This is a genomic window from Spirillospora sp. NBC_01491, assembly GCF_036227065.1.
Lineage (GTDB): Bacteria > Actinomycetota > Actinomycetes > Streptosporangiales > Streptosporangiaceae > Spirillospora > Spirillospora xylanilytica.
In genome coordinates this window covers 4634880-4651221 of record NZ_CP109432.1, presented here as the reverse complement: position 1 = coordinate 4651221, position 16342 = coordinate 4634880, and the positions used below count along the sequence as shown (strand labels likewise).

At 73.0% G+C, this 16342-nt stretch carries 15 protein-coding genes and 1 pseudogene; 8 read left to right on the top strand and 8 right to left on the bottom strand.

Annotated elements, in window-relative coordinates; translation table 11 throughout:
- Entirely contained in the window at positions 1–258 is a 258-nt protein-coding gene (locus OHA34_RS21630) for an SDR family oxidoreductase (RefSeq protein WP_285940105.1), read from the bottom strand.
- 10 nt (positions 259–268) lie between these two features.
- Between OHA34_RS21630 and OHA34_RS21625 the strand changes: the two genes are divergently transcribed.
- Positions 269–496, top strand: coding sequence for a hypothetical protein (locus tag OHA34_RS21625; RefSeq protein WP_329522491.1), 228 nt, complete (start codon positions 269–271; stop codon positions 494–496).
- Positions 497–545: 49 nt separating this feature from the next.
- On the opposite strand, the pseudogene OHA34_RS21620 reads toward OHA34_RS21625, so the two are convergent.
- From OHA34_RS21620 to OHA34_RS21610, 3 genes and pseudogenes are all read right to left on the bottom strand, one after another.
- A pseudogene (locus OHA34_RS21620) lies at positions 546–836 on the bottom strand (ATP-binding protein); the annotation flags it as partial.
- 66 nt (positions 837–902) lie between these two features.
- A complete protein-coding gene (locus OHA34_RS21615; protein ID WP_285939902.1) occupies positions 903–1790 on the bottom strand; it encodes a sulfotransferase domain-containing protein in 888 nt (295 codons plus the stop codon).
- Complete coding sequence (locus OHA34_RS21610; RefSeq protein WP_329518721.1) at positions 1787–2503, bottom strand: DsbA family oxidoreductase; 717 nt, start codon at positions 2501–2503, stop codon at positions 1787–1789. Before OHA34_RS21610 ends, OHA34_RS21615 begins: the two co-directional genes overlap by 4 nt.
- Positions 2504–2702: 199 nt before the next feature.
- Here OHA34_RS21610 and OHA34_RS21605 point away from each other — a divergent pair, with 199 nt between their 5' ends.
- Both OHA34_RS21605 and OHA34_RS21600 read left to right on the top strand, forming a co-directional pair.
- Positions 2703–3749, top strand: a complete 1047-nt coding sequence (locus tag OHA34_RS21605) for an RNA polymerase subunit sigma-70 (protein ID WP_329518720.1) — start codon at positions 2703–2705, stop codon at positions 3747–3749.
- 132 nt (positions 3750–3881) lie between these two features.
- A complete protein-coding gene (locus OHA34_RS21600; protein WP_329518719.1) occupies positions 3882–6260 on the top strand; it encodes a tetratricopeptide repeat protein in 2379 nt (792 codons plus the stop codon).
- Between the two features lie 71 nt (positions 6261–6331).
- Here OHA34_RS21600 and OHA34_RS21595 read toward each other — a convergent pair whose 3' ends face one another.
- Together OHA34_RS21595 and OHA34_RS21590 are read right to left on the bottom strand one after the other, a co-directional pair.
- Positions 6332–7147: a dienelactone hydrolase family protein gene (locus tag OHA34_RS21595; protein WP_329518718.1), complete on the bottom strand. Its 816-nt coding sequence runs from the start codon at positions 7145–7147 to the stop codon at positions 6332–6334.
- A 269-nt stretch (positions 7148–7416) separates the two neighbouring features.
- Positions 7417–7836 carry a PadR family transcriptional regulator gene (locus tag OHA34_RS21590; RefSeq protein ID WP_329518717.1) on the bottom strand — a complete coding sequence of 140 codons (420 nt, stop codon included), beginning with the start codon at positions 7834–7836 and terminating at the stop codon, positions 7417–7419.
- Positions 7837–8127: 291 nt separating this feature from the next.
- Between OHA34_RS21590 and OHA34_RS21585 the strand changes: the two genes are divergently transcribed.
- A complete protein-coding gene (locus OHA34_RS21585; RefSeq protein WP_329518716.1) occupies positions 8128–10131 on the top strand; it encodes a glycosyltransferase family 2 protein in 2004 nt (667 codons plus the stop codon).
- Positions 10132–10196: 65 nt separating this feature from the next.
- Here the strand turns inward: OHA34_RS21585 and OHA34_RS21580 are convergent, their stop codons facing one another.
- Together OHA34_RS21580 and OHA34_RS21575 are read right to left on the bottom strand one after the other, a co-directional pair.
- Positions 10197–11162: a DUF5954 family protein gene (locus OHA34_RS21580; RefSeq protein ID WP_285939909.1), complete on the bottom strand. Its 966-nt coding sequence runs from the start codon at positions 11160–11162 to the stop codon at positions 10197–10199.
- Positions 11163–11317: 155 nt separating this feature from the next.
- A complete protein-coding gene (locus OHA34_RS21575; RefSeq protein WP_285939910.1) occupies positions 11318–11896 on the bottom strand; it encodes a TetR/AcrR family transcriptional regulator in 579 nt (192 codons plus the stop codon).
- 164 nt (positions 11897–12060) lie between these two features.
- Here OHA34_RS21575 and OHA34_RS21570 point away from each other — a divergent pair, with 164 nt between their 5' ends.
- The 4 genes from OHA34_RS21570 (at position 12061) to OHA34_RS21555 (ending at position 16169) form a co-directional block, all read left to right on the top strand.
- A complete protein-coding gene (locus OHA34_RS21570; RefSeq protein ID WP_329518715.1) occupies positions 12061–13593 on the top strand; it encodes an MDR family MFS transporter in 1533 nt (510 codons plus the stop codon).
- A 243-nt stretch (positions 13594–13836) separates the two neighbouring features.
- The gene (locus OHA34_RS21565; RefSeq protein WP_285939912.1) at positions 13837–14409 is read left to right on the top strand and encodes an RNA polymerase sigma factor; all 573 of its coding nucleotides are present in this window, start codon (positions 13837–13839) and stop codon (positions 14407–14409) included.
- A complete protein-coding gene (locus OHA34_RS21560) occupies positions 14402–15424 on the top strand; it encodes a CU044_5270 family protein (protein WP_329518714.1) in 1023 nt (340 codons plus the stop codon). Before OHA34_RS21565 ends, OHA34_RS21560 begins: the two co-directional genes overlap by 8 nt.
- Positions 15425–15482: 58 nt before the next feature.
- On the top strand, positions 15483–16169 hold the full coding sequence (locus tag OHA34_RS21555) for a DUF6348 family protein (RefSeq protein WP_285939914.1): 687 nt from the start codon (positions 15483–15485) through the stop codon (positions 16167–16169).
- Positions 16170–16342: the final 173 nt, after the last annotated feature.

The window sequence follows — 16342 nt, the reverse complement described above, 5'->3', positions numbered from 1 at the left end:
CTAGTCGACCAGGGCGCCGCAGGAGATGTTGACCTGGGTGGAGGTCAGGGTGCGGGCGTGGTCGGAGACGACGAAGGCCGCGACCCGCCCGACGTCGGCGAGCGTGGCGGGCCGGCCGAGCAGCGTCGCGTCGGTCATCTGCTGCCGGAAGGGCGCCGTCTCCGTGACGTCCGGCATGGACTCGGGGATGCCGCCGGTGCGCAGGGTGACGACCCGCACCCCGTGCGGGCCCAGCTCGCAGGCCCACTGGCGGCGCATCGCCTCGACGGTGTCGCTGCCGATCTGGACGGTGCCGAGTCCGGGGGCGCGGTTGCCGGGCGTCCTCGGCGGGGCCGAGATCGACCGCGGACAGGCCGAGCGTGCTCGCCGCGCCCAGCACGACGTCCGGATCGGCGGTGCCGTCGGCCGCGATCACCACCAGCAGCAGCCGGGTCGCCGCGGGCAGCTCCGCGACCCGCGCGCGGCCGGTCGGCGGCCAGCTCGGACAGCAGGGTGAGGGTGGCCGCGCCGACCAGGAACCGGTCGGGCGCCGGGGCGTCCGCGAGCCCGAACGCCGAGCGCAGCGCCGCGGCCTGCCGGTCCGGCAGCGCGTCCAGCCGGTCGACGAACGGGAGCAGCAGCAGGTGCAGCCCGCTGAACGGCAGCTCGGCCTCGGACTCGACGCCCGCCCCGCGCACCGTCCGCAGGTCGCGGCCGTCGGCGGCGGCCTGGTCGAGCAGCGTGGTCTTGCCGATGCCCGCCTCGCCGCGGATCACCAGGACCCCGCTCCGCCCGGATCGCGCGCCCGCGAGCAACCGGTTCACGCGCTCCCGTTCGACGTTCCGCCCGACCGGCATCCGCGCCCCCTTTCCCGAAGCGCGATCATCGTAGGCGGACGGTGCCCGCCGGCGGATCGGGAGGGGTCAGCGGTGCAGCCATTCCAGGAGGTCTGGCGGGGCGAGCTCGGCGGTGCGCCGCGCGTAGCGGGCGAGGTCCTCTGGCGAGAGGACCTCGCGGGCCCCGCCGGACGTGCCGCGCCGGAAGAACGCGGCGTTGTCTTTGAGGATGCCGGACGGGTTGGGCGCGAGTGCGTCCGCGCGGGCGCGCATGTTGGCGAACGTGGCGGCCTCCACCAGAGAAGGCCACCGCCCGTCCGGGACCTCTATACCGAGTGCTCCTGCCAGCCTGCGCATCTCGCCCGGCAGGTCACTGGACAGGTCGTCGTAGTGGACGAGGACGATATTGGACTGGTCACGGCGGTTCCAGGCGTCCGACAGATGCCACATCACCCCAGGGAGCGAGTCCATCTGGTCGAGGTGCGAGACGTCGTGTCCGATCCAGCCGCGAAGCCAGTCGCGTAGTGGCGGCCGGGGCCTCTCCCGTACGGGCGGGCCGCTTGTTAGCTGCCGGATCCGTTCGCGGTCGATGTTGCCGCCCTGGTGGTAGAGCGACACGGCCATGTCGAGCGGATGCCGTGCGACCACCACGTACGTCGCGCGTTCGTCGAGCGGGATCCCATCCAGGGGCGTGTGCGTCTTGATGAACCGGCGGTGCCGTTGGTCCTCCAGCCGCGCGACCACCTCGTCGCGCGGCGCCACCAGGTGGTCGAGCCACGGTGACAGCTCGTGCAGCGGCGCGGGCAGCTCGGGCGTCTGGAAGACCAGCAGCGCGCAGATCATCTGTAGCCAGGTCGTCCCGCTCTTGGACCGGGTGCTGATCACGATGTCGCCGCGCCGGAAGGGGAACTCCGCCCACCGCCCGCTGTCCTCGTCGGGCGAGGTGTAGCGGACGGCCGGGGCCCCGTCCCTCATCCGCGGGGCTCCGTGGGCACCGCGCAGGCGTCGCCGTCGCAGGCGTCGCCGTCGCCGGCCGCGATGGTCACCGGGGGCCGTGACTCGGCCCAGGCGCGCGCGAGGACCTGCGTGAACGTCTCGGTGGGCTGGGCTCCCGAGACGCCGTAGCGGCCGTCGACGACGAAGAACGGCACGCCGGTCGCGCCGAGCTGCTGGGCCTCGACCTGGTCGGTCTGGACGTCGGCGGCGTACCGGTCCGAGTCCAGCACCGCCCGCGCGGCACCGGGGTCCAGGCCCGCCTCGGCGGCCAGCTCGACCAGCGAGTCCGGGTCGAACAGCGAGCGGCGGTCGGTGAAGTGCGCCCGGTAGAACGCCTCGATCACCGGCCCCTGGAGCCCGGCGTCGCGGGCCAGGTGGATCAGGCGGTGCGCGTCGGCGGTGTTCCCGACCGTCCCGCCGCTCAGGTTGTACTCCAGCCCGTCCTCGGCGGCGCGGTGCTCCATCTCCGTGTTGAGCGCGCGAACGCGCTCGGGCGGCATGCCGAGCTTGGCCGACAGCATCTCGGCCTGGTCGCGGACCTCGCCGTGAGGCGCGGACGGGTCGAGCTGGAACGACCGGTGCACGACCTCGACGCGGTCCCGGTGGTCGAACCCCGCCAGCGCCTTCTCGAACCGGCGCTTGCCGATATAGCACCAGGGGCAGACGAGGTCGGACCAGATTTCAACGAGCACGGCACACCTTCCAGACGTAGACCTCCAAGTCAACGCATTGTCCCCGGGATCGATTTCCTCGGGCCCGGCCGGGGACCGGCGGCGGCGCCCCGGGGCCGGTCCGACGGCCGTCCGGCCCGGCGGATGTCGGTGCAGTGGGGTACAAAAGTCGTGGTCAGGGCGGATGTCCGCCCGATCGCACGCAGACGCGGGGGGCGACGTGAGCGGGCAGGTGGACGAGGCACAGGTCGTGGACGCGATCCAGGCGGGCGACGAGGCCGTGTTCGCCGAACTCGCCGAGCGCTACCGGCATGAGCTGCGGGTGCACTGCTACCGGATGCTCGGATCGTTCGACGACGCCGAAGACCTCGTCCAGGACACCCTGCTGCGGGCCTGGAACCGGTGCGAGACCTTCGAGGGCCGGTCGACGTTCCGGGCGTGGCTGTACCGGATCGCCACCAACGCCTGCCTGGACGCGCTGGCCGTCCCGTCCCGCAAGCGGGAGGTCGCGACGGCGACGGCCGCCGCGGGCGGCCCCGCGCGCTCGGCGCCGGCCGAGATCGCCTGGCTCCAGCCCTACCCGGACGAGCTGCTCGACCTGGCCGCCCCCGCCGAGGGCGGGCCGGAGGCGGCGGCGATCGCCAGGGAGACCATCGAGCTGGCGTTCCTGGCCGCGATCCAGCACCTCCCGCCGCGCCAGCGGGCCGTGCTGATCCTCCGCGACGTCGCCGGGTGGCCCGCGCCGCAGACGGCCGAGGCGCTGGAGATGACCGTCGCCTCGGTCAAGAGCGCGCTTCAGCGAGCCCGCGCCACGCTCCGCGAGCAGCTCCCCGAACGGCGCGCGGACTGGGGCCGGGCCACCACCCCCAGCGACGCCGAGCAGGCGCTGCTGCACCGGTACGTCGCCGCGTCGCGGGAGGCCGACCTGTCGGCGCTGGCCGCCCTGCTGCGCGAGGACGCCCGGCAGACCATGCCGCCCGCGCACCTGGTGTACGACGGCCGGGCCGCCATCCTCGACCTGTGGCGCCCGGTCCTGGAGGGCGGCCGGAGCTGGGGCGAGTGGCATTCGGTGGCGCTGTCGCTGAACCGCCAGCCCGCCGCCGCCAACTACGTGCGGCGGCCCGGCGAGCCGTCCTACACGGCGGTCAACATCGACGTCCTGCGGGTCGAGGACGGCCGGATCGCGGAGATCACCACCTTCGACCCCGCGCTGCTGCCCGCCCTCGGCCTGAGCCGCACCCTGGCCCCGGCCGAGATCGGGCGGTGACCCGCGTCTGACCGGCGGAGCGGCGGTCGTCCCATGAGGGCGAACCGCCACGATCCGGGGCATCGGGCGGTTACGATCTTGGTCCCGCGCCGTGGCGCGGGACCTCCCCACCGCCGTACCGAAAGGCCGCCCGTGCCCTCCGCCGACGAACTGACGCCCGCGCAGGCCAGCCGCCGCGCCACCGTGCTCGACCTGCTCACCAGCGCGGGCTGGACCCCGGACAACGCCCTCTGGGACGCCGGCATCAGCACCGACTTCGTCGCGGGCGTCCAGTTGCGCGGTGCCGGGACGGCCCAGCGGTGCGACTACATGATCACGGAGAAGGGCGACCTGACCGAGTACCTCAACGTGCGCTGGAACCTCCCGGACGGCGAGACCCAGCTGATCATCGACTTCCTGGGCCAGTCGTCCGGCTCGGAGACCGACCTCGGCACGGTGCTGGCCGCGCTGGCGTCCGAGCGGGCCCAGGAGGGCGACCGCCCGGCGGCGACGGTCGCGGCGCTGCCGCCGGACTGCCCGCTCTTCACCCTGGACGAGTACGGACGGCTCGCCCCGGTCAACGAGGCGGCGGCGGCCGGAACGGCGACGTCCCCGGCCGCGAACGCGGAGATCGACGAAGCCGACGCCGACGAGGACGACGAGGACGACGAGGTCGAGTACACCTACGGCGACGAGGTCCAGAGCCTGCTGGACCGGGAGCTGCGCGCGGCGGGCTGGCGGCGCACGCCGAACGACATGCTGCTGATGGGGCTCCGCGAGTCCTTCTACGTCCAGCGCGGTTCGGTGACCCTGAGCGCCGGGCGGTGGAACGGCGAGGAGACCAGCATCCGGCTGGAGGGCCCCGAAGGGGAGGCCCGCCTGCGCCTCGACGGCCTGGCCGCGCCGCAGGACGCCCACCGGCTGGTCGCGCTGCTGATCCGCTGGCAGGAGCTGATCACCGAGGACAACTGGCAGGACTTCGTGAACGACCTCCTCGCCGCGTACCCGCACGTCTACACCGAGGGCGACGACGGCGACTGGCACCGGCTGGCACTGCCCGCCGCGGAGCCCGTCCGGGAGCCGCAGCCCGGCGTCGAGGACCGCACCCGGCTGATCCGCGAGACCCTCGGCGGCGCCGGCTGGACGCAGCAGGAGCCGCCCGGCGGATCCCCGCTGTGCATGATCCTCCGGACGTCCTCGGGCGCGTCGCTGACCTGCATCCACTCCGTCGAACCGCCGGAGATCCTGCTGCTGGACGTGCAGCTCCCCGAGGGAACGGGAAGCGACTTCGGCGGCAACCCGATGTTCGCGCTGGACATGATGGACCTGTGGTCCGGCGGCGGCCGGGACCGCCTTGAGGACGTCCTCGGCGTGCTCACCACGGCCGAGCACGCGTTCGACGCCCGCGGCTTGACGCCGCTCGTCCAGGCGCTCCAGCTCCGCTGCCGGGTCCTCTGGGTGCGCGATGGAGTGCTGGGGACGATCGTCCGCGCCCAGCCGGAGTTCGGCGGCGAGCCCGCCCCGCCGCTGCCCCGTCCGCTGCGCGAGATGGACCGGGTGGTCGCCACGCCCGAGGGCGACACCGCCGAGGGATGGTGCGAGCGCGGGCACGCCGCGCTCGGCGAGCACCGCCCCGATCTGGCGCTGGAGAGCTTCGACGCGGCGCTCGACCGCGACCCCGACCACGCCTGCGCGCACTACCACCGCGCCTGGACCATCGGCACCGCCGACCTGGAGGAGACGCACCGCAGCTTCTACCGGAGCGTGGAGCTCGACTTCGCGGTCGGCCCCTCCCTGCTGCACTACGCGCAGCTGATGCGCCTGTGCGGGTACCCCGAGCAGGAGACCATCACGTTGCGGCACGCCGTCGAGCGGCTGCCGGAGTACGCTCCGGGCTGGTACACGCTGTCGCTGACGGCGGTGAAGGCCGGCCGCTACGACGAGTGCGTGACCGCCGCGACCCGGGCCCTGGAGCTGATGCCCCGCGACGCCCGCGCCCTCCACTGCCGGGCCTGCGGGTACGCCCTGCGCGGCGACAGCGCCGAGGCCCTCGCCGACGTCGCCGCCGCGATCGAGACCGACCCCTCCTTCCGCACCGAGATGCGCGACGACCCGGACTTCGGCGCGCTCCGCGACGACCCCCGCTTCGTCGCGCTGGTCGACCCGTGGCCGGCGTCCGACGCCGAGGGCTCGCTCCCGTCCGAGCTGGTCGAGGTGCTGCGCCCGGCGGGCTGGCGTCCGGACGACCGCTCGGTCTCCGGCGGCCGGGTCTCCTCGGTGGAGTACCCGTGCCCGGCCGGACGGCTGATCTTCGGGCTGAGCGCGGGCACCTGCTACGTCAACCTCCGTCCGTCCGGCCGGGGCGAGGGCGCCGAAGGCTGGCTGTACGCGGGCGCCGGCGACGACGCCCGCGTCCTGGCCGGGCTGCTCACCGGCTGGCAGGACCGGCTGGACGGCGACAACTTCCCCGAGTTCGCCAAGGAGGTCGGGGCCCATCTCGCTGAGTCCACCTGGCACCTGGGCCACCCCTGACCCGAACGGCGCCGGTGCCTGAGCGCCACCCGTTCATGCGCTCAGACACCGGCGGTCGGCTTGGCCGGGCTTCAGGTCGAGAGCGGCAGGCCGTGCTCGGCCGGCTTGGACTCGGCGATCTTCCTGACCTCCTGGGGCTCGGGCACTGTGCTCTCGTGTCGGCTCAGATGCCGGGCGAAGAACCGCAGCGAGTCGTCCACTTCGAACGACGGCTCATCCCCGTGCCGGCCGGGGTTGGCGTGCAGCGTCTTCTGAGCCGAGGCCAGGGCGTCGAACAAGGCCAGGCTTTGGTCCCGCGGCACCATCTGGTCGTCCCACTGGACCAGGAACTGCACCGGCACGGTGATCCGCACGGCGTCCTCGGCCAGCCCGTGCACGCCGAGCAGGCCCAGCACCGCGGCGCGGATCCGGGGTTCTGCGGCGATGAGCGGGATGCCGAGCCCACAGCCCATCGACATGCCGCAGTAGCCCACCGGGCCGACGCCGACCTGGTCGAGGCGCTGTACCGCGGTCAGGACCGCCTGCCAGTCCGCGACGGACTGACCGGCCAGATGGCTGTGCATGCCAGCGACCAGTACGCCCGGATTCCCGCCGGCGGCCATACCGGCCCGCATCTCGGCCGCGACCCGGCCGAACTCCTCGTCCTCGGGCCGGTCGCCGTGGTTGGGTGCGTCGATCGCGACGACCGCGAACCCCTCAGCGGCGTAGCGGCGGGCGCGGGAGACGGTGCCGGGGACCGTCTTGTGCTGCCCGCCGCCGTGGCCCAGCAGAATCAGGGGACGAGGACCGCGGGCGTCTTCCGGCGTCCATAGCACACCGGGGATCTCGTCGAGGGTGAAGAACTGCTCGGTGACGCCGTCCGACGACGTCTGGGAGGTGAAGCGCATCAGCGTTTCAAGCCTTTCGGGATGCCTTGTGCGGGCGCTCCCTAGACCATGCGAAGAAGGGAGCCCCGACCCATCACAGCGTTGATCGGTCTCACCTCCTTGAACTCACAGTGGTGCACGGCGACGCCGAGATTACTACAAAGATCATCACGTGGCCGGTTGTTCGCGGTATCGGTCGGCGACGTTCGGCGCCGCCGACTGCAGATCACGGGTGAGTGCTCGGGCCTGGTCGAGGAGCAGTGGGACGCGAAGTGCCGGGACCAGGTCTTCTAGCGCGCTGGTGGCGGTGTGGGTACGGGGCGTCGAATGTGACCGGCCACTGCTGCGTGCAGCGGGTGCGGGGGTGGTCGGGGCCCTGCGCCCTGGTCTGCGCCCGCAGGACGCGGTGCAGCTCGTGCCCATCCGGGCCGCCGCTCCGCCAGCAACGCGCGCGCGCCGGTCTCCCCGGTGGGGGTGAGGCGGTAGAGGCGGCGCGGCGGCCGGGTGGGGTCGGGGTTGTGCGCCTCCCAGCGGCCGGTGATCCAGCCCGCGTCCTCCAGGCGGTCGAACATCTTGTAAGTGGTCGCGCCCGAGAGGCCCGCCGCCTTCTTGATCGTCCAGCCGTGCAGCTCGGTCCCCTCCCCGGACGCCTGCACGAAGAGTTCCAGCACGTCGAGGAGCGGTCGGGTGACCCGGGTCGGGAACGACATACGGCTTAAATTACCTAGGTTCCCCGGCAAGTGGAAGGAAACGGCCACCCCCGGCCATCCCCCCTCAGACCTCCCGCCCGTCCGAACCGGTCGGGGGAGGGGCGCACTACCGGGAGCGTGTAAAGTTTTGACAGAGAACTGAAGGGCGGCGCGCGTCCCCCTCGTTCGACCGTCGTGACGGCTCTTCACCGGGGGAAGCTCCGGCCGTCATTCCTGAGTGAATGTGAACAACTCTCGTTGAAATCGTTCGATGGCGCTCTTCCCCCCGGCGGCTGTGTCACCTGTGAGGGTGTGGGCTATACCGAATACGCCGACATCTGCCCCACCTGCCGGGGCGCCCGGACGGGCCGCCGGGGCGACCGGACGCCGCGGGTCAGTGTGATCATCCCGGTCTACAACTGCCGGCCGAGCCTGGACCGGGCCCTGCGGTCGGTGTCGGACCAGACGATCGGCCGCGAGGCGATGGAGGTCATCGCCGTCGACGACGGGTCGACCGACGGCGGCGGCGCCGAACTGGACCGGTGGGCGCGGGAGTGGCCGGGGCTGCGGGTCGTCCACCAGCCGAACTCGGGCGGGCCGGGCGGGCCGCGCAACACCGGGCTGGACCGGGCCGCCGGTGAGTACGTCTTCTTCCTCGACGCCGACGACCACCTCGGGCCGGAGGCGCTGGAGCGGCTGTGCGCGATGGCCGACGCGAACGGCACCGATGTGGCGATCGGACGGTACGTGGGGGTCGGACGCCGGGCGCCGCGCTTCGAGCGGGACGTGCCGCGGACGACGGTGCTCGCGGCCGATCCGCCCGTCTACGACTCGCTGTCGGTGCTGAAGCTGTTCCGCCGCTCGCTGATCGAGCGGCTCGGGCTGAGGTTCCCCACCGAGCAGCTCTCCGCCGAAGACCACCTGTTCACCGCCCGCGCCCTCTTCGCCGCCGACGGGATCTCGGTGGTGGGCGAGTACGAGTGCTACTACTGGATCGACCGGGAGAACGGCACCAGCGTCCTCCAGCAGGGCGGCGCCGACGCCGCCCGGCACCTCGCGCGCATCGGCGAGGTGATGGAGTTCGTCGCGGGCGAGGTGCCCGCCGGGCCGGACCGCGACCGGCTGATGGCCCGGCACTTCCTCAACGAGATCTTCTCCCGCTTCGGGCGCCGCTACCCCGGACTGGACCCGCTGGAGCAGGCCGCCACCAGGGACGGCGCCCGCGGGCTGTTCGAGGCGTGGTGGACCGACGGGGTGGGCGCGCGGTTCGGCGCCCGCGGCCACCTGATCGCGCACTGCGTGACCCACCGCCTGGACGGCCTCCTGACGCGGGTGGTGGAGTCCGGGCTGGACGGGCCCGCGCCCGAGGTGCGGGTGGAGGGCGCCCGCGTCTTCCAGCACTACCCGGGGTTCCGCGACCCCGAGTACGCGGTGCCCGACGCCCGTTACGAGATCACCCACCGGGTCCGGCAGCGCCGCCGGCTGGACGCGGTCGAATGGCGCCAGGACCGGCTGCGGGTACGGGGATACGCCTTCCTGACCGAGATCGGCGCGGACGGCCAGTCGGCGCACCTCGTCCTGCGCGAGCGCGACGGCGCGGCCGAGTACCGGGTGCCGTTCGAGGTGACCGCCTGGGAGGGGGAGCTCCCGGAGATGGCCGCCGACATCGATCTGGCGTCGGTGGCCGGCGGCGGCCCCCTGCCCGCGGGCCACTGGGACATCGCCGCCGTGATGACGGCGGGCGGCATCGTCCGGGAGGGGCCCCTCTATCCGGGGAAGGGCGCCGCGGTGCAGGCCCCGGGAGTCCGGATCGTCCCGGTCAAGGGCGGTACCCCGTACGTCACGCCGTACTTCGACGGGGAGGCCGGGCCGCTCGCCCTGCGGTGCGGCGGGCTGGGCGGCGGCCCCGCGCCCGTCACCACCGATGCGGCGGCGATGACCCCCGGCCCGGCCCTCGACCTGGCGCTGTCGGTGCGGACCGCGGTGACCACCGAGATCACGGTCGCCGCGCTGCTGCGGCAGCGCGGCGGAGAGACCGTCATCGAGATCCCGCTACCGGCGCGCTGGACGGTCGACGGCGTGGTCGCCACCGGGCAGATGCCGCTGACCGCGCTGGCGCCCGGCAGGTGGGACCTGTGGCAGCGGATCACCGTCGCCGGGTCGGCGGACGAACGCCGCGTCCAGGCCCCGGCGCACCTTCCGGACACGGGGCGGGGGATCCAGCCGTACGCCACCGAGAAGGGCAACCTCTCGCTGCTGGTCGCGCCGCCCCGCAACTCCGGCCTGCTCCAGCGTCTGAAGATCGTCCGCGGCTGACGAGACGCCGCCCGGGTCGGTACCGCGAGGCCGGACGACCCCGTGCGGGCCTCGCGCGGACGGGGTCAGCAGGACTCGGGGAGGTCGTACCGCTCCTGGTCGGACGGGCGGGGGCCCTCCGGGCCGTCGCGGCCGAGGCGCAGCATCCGGGAGACGCGCACGGTGCGGAAGCGGCGGCCGATCGCGGTGAAGTCGTGGCCGGTCGCCGCCCCGATCTGCTCGGCGGCCTCGGCCCAGTCGGCGAGCTCGGCGGCGGTCGGGGGCGCCCCCTGGAACTCGCGCAGCCTGGGCAGCAGCTCGGCGAAGTAGCCGGCCAGGTGGTCGCGGGCCCGGACGGGATCGTCCGCGCCGGTGATCGGCTCCCAGGAGCCGTCCTTGATCTCGACCATGGTGAAGGTGGGCGGGAGCAGGACCACCGCGGGGTGGCTCTGGACCGCGTGCCGGGCCTCGGCCCGGATCACGTCGGGGACGGGCCCGAGGACGGGCATGTAGCCGACCAGGTTCAGCCTGAGCTGCGCCTCCCACTGCCCGGCCGGCGCCCGCGGGTCCAGCAGGAACCCGCGGAGCGCCGAGCCGCTGCCGCAGGCGGGCGAGGCGTCGGTGGGACGGGGCGGCTCCATCACGCCGTCGCCGATCAGGGTGTACTTCTCGACGCGGATCACCCGGTAGCGGCGGTCGCCGATCTCCCACTCGTCCTTGGGGAGCTGCTCGCCCTCCTCGGGGTCGAGGCGGTCGGCGGCGGCCAGCAGGTCGGCGGCGAGCCCGGGTTCGCCCTCCAGCCCGTTCGCGCGCCGGCGCAGATTGCTCGCCAGGTCGTAGCGGGCGCCGGCGGGGTCGGCGGCGCCGGTGCAGCCGATGCGCCATTCGGTTCCGGTCTGCACCGCGTGCCCGAAGTCGGGGGACCCGGCGGGGAGCAGCTTGGGGTACCGGTGGATGCTGTCGCCGAGTTCCCTGTCCTTCACCGCCGCGACCGGATCGAGGCCGGGGACCAGATTGATGTGGTCGTACCCGGGCATCAACGGAAAGGTCATGCCTTCATCCTCGTCACAGACGCGGGCGGCACGCAGGGGAATCGGCATCAGCGGACGGAACCGCGAGCGAAGTGCCCCGAATAGTGCGGTATGGGGATGACGAAATCTTGCCTCGCCGCGCATACCGCCGTGGTGACCGGGCCTGACGGAATGGGTCAGGCGATGTCTCCCCAGCCGTGTTCCAGTAGGGCGAAGACCTCGTGCAGCGCCTGCGGGGGATCGTCGCGGTCGCGCAACAGCATGGCGCTCTCCAGTGCGAAGCGGGCCAGGGCCGCGGCGGCGAGATCGTCCTCAGGGGCGCCGGTGGCCTCGGCGATGGCGGCGGCCAGGGCGGTCTCGTGCCGCAGCCACATCCGGCGCGAGTACTCCTGGAGCGCGGGGGTCGACCGCACCATCTCGATGAAGGCCGTGAAGTCGGGATCGTCGCCGTGGACGTACAGGTACTCGCGCAGTGCGCGGTCGCGCAGAGCGTGGATGATCGGCTGCCCCGGGGCCCGGTCGCGGACGGCGGACACGAGGGCCTCCTCCCGCCGCTGGTCCTCGTCGAAGACGAGGGCCTCCTTGCCGGAGAAGTGCTTGAACAGCGTGGTGACCGACACGTCCGCCGCCTCCGCCACGTCCCGGACCCCGACGTTGTCGTAGCCGTGCTCCAGGAAGAGGCGCAGTGCGGCGTCCGCCAGGGCCTTCCTGGTCTGGGCCTTCTTGCGTTCGCGGCGCCCCGCCGTCTCGGTCATGGTGGCCACCCTACCAGCTTGGCGTATCGGCTAATAAAGTTGAACCGTTGCACTTAGTTAGTTGTTGTGCTTCCCTGAACGTGGCAGGCCGCCGGCCCCCCGGGCGGGGCGCCCTGGACGGCCGCCGAATCCGAAACCGACCCCCCCCCGAGAGGTGGACGTCCATGTCCAGAACAGAGAAGGAGCCCGCGCCGGAGCGCCCGACGAGGCCGGCGGTGACGAGTCCGGCGGCGCCGTCGTCGCCGGAGCGGTCGGTCCGGCTGGTGCTGGCCGGGGTGCTGCTGGCGATGCTGCTGGCGATGCTCGACAACGCGATCGTCGGCACCGCGATGCCGACGATCGTCGGCGACCTGGGCGGGCTGAAGCAGGTCGCCTGGGTGGTGACCGCCTACACGCTGCTGTCGGCGATCTCCACGCCGGTGTGGGGGAAGCTGGGCGACCTGTTCAGCCGCAAGACCGTGTTCCTGACCTCGATCGTGGTGTTCCTGGCCGGGTCGGTCCTGGCGGGCGCGGCCTGGTCGATGCCGGCGCTGATCGGGTTCCGCGCGCTCCAGGGCCTCGGCGCCGGCGGCCTCGCGGTGGGCGCGTTCTCGATCATCGGGGCGCTGGTGCCGCCGCGCGAGCGCGGGCGCTACCAGGGCATGACCGCGTCGGTGATGGTGGTCGGCACGATCGGCGGCCCGCTGCTGGGCGGGGTGATCACCGATGGGCTCGACTGGCGCTGGGCGTTCTACCTCAACGTCCCGCTGGGGCTGGTGGCGCTGGCGTGGTGCTGGTGGATGCTCGACCTGCCGGTGTCGCGCGCGAAGGTGCGGATCGACTACGCGGGCATCGTCGCGCTGTCGACGGCCATCGCGTCGGTGGTGCTGGTCGCGACCTGGGGCGGGGTCGACTACGCCTGGACGTCGGCGCAGGTCCTGGGGGCGGCCGGGGTGGCGGCCGTCGCGCTGGCCGCGTTCCTGGCGATCGAGCGGCGGGCCGTCGAACCCGTCGTCCCGCTGAAGCTCTTCCGCAGCCGCAACATGACGCTGTCCTCGCTGTCGGCCCTGGTCTACGGCGTGGTGATGTTCGGGGCGGTGCTGTACCTGCCGCTGTTCCAGCAGACCGTCCAGGGCGCCTCGGCGGCCTCGTCCGGGCTGCTGCTGCTCCCGATGATGGTCCCGATGCTGGTCGTCGCGCAGGTCACCGGGAGGACGATGAGCGCCACCGGCAGGTACAGGATCTTCTTCGTTCTGGGCGGGGCGTTCCTGACCGCCGGGGCGGCGCTGCTGGCGACCGTGGACGCCGGGACCGGCCGGCTCGCCACCGGCCTGGCGATGGCCCTGCTCGGCGCGGGGCTCGGGTTCGCGGCGCAGCTCTCCACGACCATCGCGCTGAACAGCGTCGAGCCGAAGGACATGGGCGCGGCGTCCGGCGCGGTCACCCTGTTCCGGACGGTCGGCGGCTCGCTGGGCGTGGCGGCGTTCGGGTCGATCTTCACCCGGGCGGTGGCCGGACGCACCCCGGCCGACAAGGGCGCCTACCTGGACGCCTTCGCCGGCGGCACCGGCCAGGTCTTCCTGGCGGTCGCCGTCGTCTGCGCCGCCGGATTCGTCCTGGCCTGGTTCTTCAAGGAGGTTCCGCTCCGCGGCAAGGCCCCGGCGCCCGCACCCGCACCCGCCTCCGCCTCCGCACCCGCGGACACGTCCGCGTCCTGACGGTCAGTGCTTGCCGGTGCACGGTGGCGCGCGCCGGCCCGGCATGGCGCAGCACGTCGGTCAGCGACTCCCGGAGGATCCGGTAGGAAAGCGTATGCCGACATTCCCGGCCTGCCGTGGGGACGCGGATCCCGGAGCGCGCTCCGGGCGTGAAGAGGAACCGCGGGTTCGGGCAATCAGCGCTGATCACTCCGTCAGAGAGGCGCCGGATGCATGACCATGACCCATGTACCTCCCACCCGGATGCCTGAGGAGGCGAGCGACGCCTCGGTCATCGCCAGGTCGCGGGACGAGCCCGAACTGTTCTCGATGATCTTCGACCGGTACTTCCCCGCGATCCACCGGTTCGCCGCGTCCAGGCTCGGCCCCGGCCCCGCGGACGACGTCGCCGCCGACACCTTCCTGGCCGCCTTCGACCAGCGGGACCGCTACGACCTGGCCTGCGCCACGGCCCGACCCTGGCTGTACGGGATCGCGACGAACCTGATCAGCCGGCATCGGCGCAGCGAGGTCCGGCTCTACCGCGCCCTCGGCCGGTCCGCGGCGCGGGACGAGGCCGAGAGCCACGCCGACCGGGTGGCGGACCGGGTGAGCGCCGAGGGGCTCAGCCCCGAACTGGCGCGGGGCCTGGCGCGGCTCTCCCAGGGCGACCGCGACGCGCTGCTGCTCGTCGTCTGCGCCCAGTTCAGCTACGCCGAGGTCGCGCTCGCCCTCGATGTTCCGATCGGCACCGTCGGCTCCCGCGTCAACCGGGCGCGGCGCAAGCTCCGCAAGACACTGGGCCCCACCGCACAGGAGGCGATCAGCCATGGATGAGCTTCAGCGGCTGCGGAAGCGGCACGACGCGCTACCGGACCCGACCGAAGAGACCATCGCCGACGCCCGCTCTCGCCTGAAGGACCACATGCGCCGGCCCGTCCCGGGTAAGAAGCGGACCTGGCACCCGGCCTGGGGTCTCAGCCTCGCCGGGGCGGCCACCGCGGCCGTGCTCCTGGTGCCCCTGGTGCTCTTGGGGCCCCTGGCAGGCGGCGGCGGAACCGATGAGGACCGCCCCAGGGAACAGTCGTCCGCCCAGATGCGCGCGGTCGCCGGCGCTCAGGACCTGGCCCACAATGCGGCGATCACCGCCGCCACCGAACGCGACGTCATGCCCAAGCCCCACCAGTGGTCGTACCTGAAGGAGCTGAACGCCGAGACCAAGGTGGACGGCGCGCGGCTGAGGGGGACCCCGAAGGAGACGAGCGCCGGGGAGGTGTGGTCCCGGTTCGATGACTGGGGCTATGCCGACTTCCGGGACGGGAAACTGTCGCTCAACAAGGGGTCCGAGCGCACGGTCGACTACCGGGACATCTTCTCCCTGCCGAAGAACCCCGACCAACTGCTCGCCCAGGTCTACAAGACGGTCGGGAAGTACGCCTCCCGCCCGACCCTCGGTCCTAGCGGATCGAAGGGCGGCCCTCTCAACGATGAGGACCAGGACTACGACCTGAACGCGTTCTGGCACATCGAGGCGTGCCTGCGGGACAGCGCGCTGCCGACCGGGCTCCGCGCCGCCCTGGTCGGCGCGCTGGCCAAGATCCCCGACGTCCGGTACGGGGCCAGCGCCGTGGACCTCGCCAAGCGTCCGGGCATCACCCTCTACCGCATCCGGGGCGGCTACCTGCGCGAGGAGATCCTCATCGACCCGACCACCTACGAGTACCTCGGCCACCGCGACATCGTCGTCAAGGACCTCACGGAGGACGGCGAGGACCTGAGAAAGGGGGACATCATGTCCTGGAGCAGCCTGGTCAAGGCCGTCGTCGTCGACCAGCCCGGCCGGCGCTCCTGACGGCCGGACCCCGAGATCCGGGGGATCGGTCCGGCTTCGTCCCACTAGGGTGATCACCATGGAGTCGGCGGAACAGGAGATCGCGGGCCATGTCGCCCGGATGCTCGGCGAGGGCCACGGCCTGCCCGTGACCCTGGACGGCGCGGCCGTCGACATCACGGGAACCGGCATCCGCGTCGCCGTCGGCGCCCCCGAGACCTACCTGGAGGGGCGCACCATCCGGATCCCGATCGGGATCGCCCACCCGAGCTGGAACGGCATGTTCGCCTGGGACCAGACCGTGGGCACCCGAGGGGCGGACCGGCACCCGGTGGCCGAGGCGCTGGACGGATGGGCGCACAACGTGTTCGCGGTGTTCGCCGCGGCCCTCCTCCCCTCGTCCGACCTCGCGCGGCGCGTCACCGCGCTGCCCATCACGAGCGGTTCCGAGACGGCCGACGTCTACTACGGTGCGCTGGCGATGCGGGACTTCGGCGGGTTCACCGACGCCGACCGCGAGGCCATCGCGAGCCGCCCGCCGACGATGGTCCTGATCGAGGAGCTGTTCGGCGGCTACGCGCTGCCCGACCGTCCGGTGTGGGTCTACACCTACTGCGCCCGGATGCCCGACGGGCCGGTGACGGAGGTGACGGTCCTGAACGGCGACAGCAGCGAGTCGTTCGGGCACATCGCCGACCACCTGCCCTGGCACGGCCACGGCTCCGTCAAGTCGTGGGCACTGGTCGTCCCCCGTCCCACCGCGTAGAACGTCGCGACCGGCCCCCGCACCGTCATCCGCGGCCGACCTGCCCGACCTGGCGATTTCACGCCGGGCCGCGCGCGGGGACCTCAGTGATGCCCGATGTCACCGTGTTCCCTGCGGAAGGAACCCACTCTTGGACTTCGCTCATCTGAACGTTGTGCGGCGCGATGAGGACG

Coding starts and splice junctions, on each gene's coding strand:
- OHA34_RS21590 (WP_329518717.1), bottom strand. CDS start 7,836: ATGTCGTTCCCGACCCGGGTCACCCGACCGCTCCTCGACGTGCTGGAA.
- OHA34_RS21615 (WP_285939902.1), bottom strand. CDS start 1,790: ATGAGGGACGGGGCCCCGGCCGTCCGCTACACCTCGCCCGACGAGGAC.
- OHA34_RS21575 (WP_285939910.1), bottom strand. CDS start 11,896: ATGACCGAGACGGCGGGGCGCCGCGAACGCAAGAAGGCCCAGACCAGG.
- OHA34_RS21570 (WP_329518715.1), top strand. CDS start 12,061: ATGTCCAGAACAGAGAAGGAGCCCGCGCCGGAGCGCCCGACGAGGCCG.
- OHA34_RS21555 (WP_285939914.1), top strand. CDS start 15,483: ATGGAGTCGGCGGAACAGGAGATCGCGGGCCATGTCGCCCGGATGCTC.
- OHA34_RS21560 (WP_329518714.1), top strand. CDS start 14,402: ATGGATGAGCTTCAGCGGCTGCGGAAGCGGCACGACGCGCTACCGGAC.
- OHA34_RS21565 (WP_285939912.1), top strand. CDS start 13,837: ATGCCTGAGGAGGCGAGCGACGCCTCGGTCATCGCCAGGTCGCGGGAC.
- OHA34_RS21580 (WP_285939909.1), bottom strand. CDS start 11,162: ATGACCTTTCCGTTGATGCCCGGGTACGACCACATCAATCTGGTCCCC.
- OHA34_RS21630 (WP_285940105.1), bottom strand. CDS start 258: ATGCGCCGCCAGTGGGCCTGCGAGCTGGGCCCGCACGGGGTGCGGGTC.
- OHA34_RS21595 (WP_329518718.1), bottom strand. CDS start 7,147: ATGCGCTTCACCTCCCAGACGTCGTCGGACGGCGTCACCGAGCAGTTC.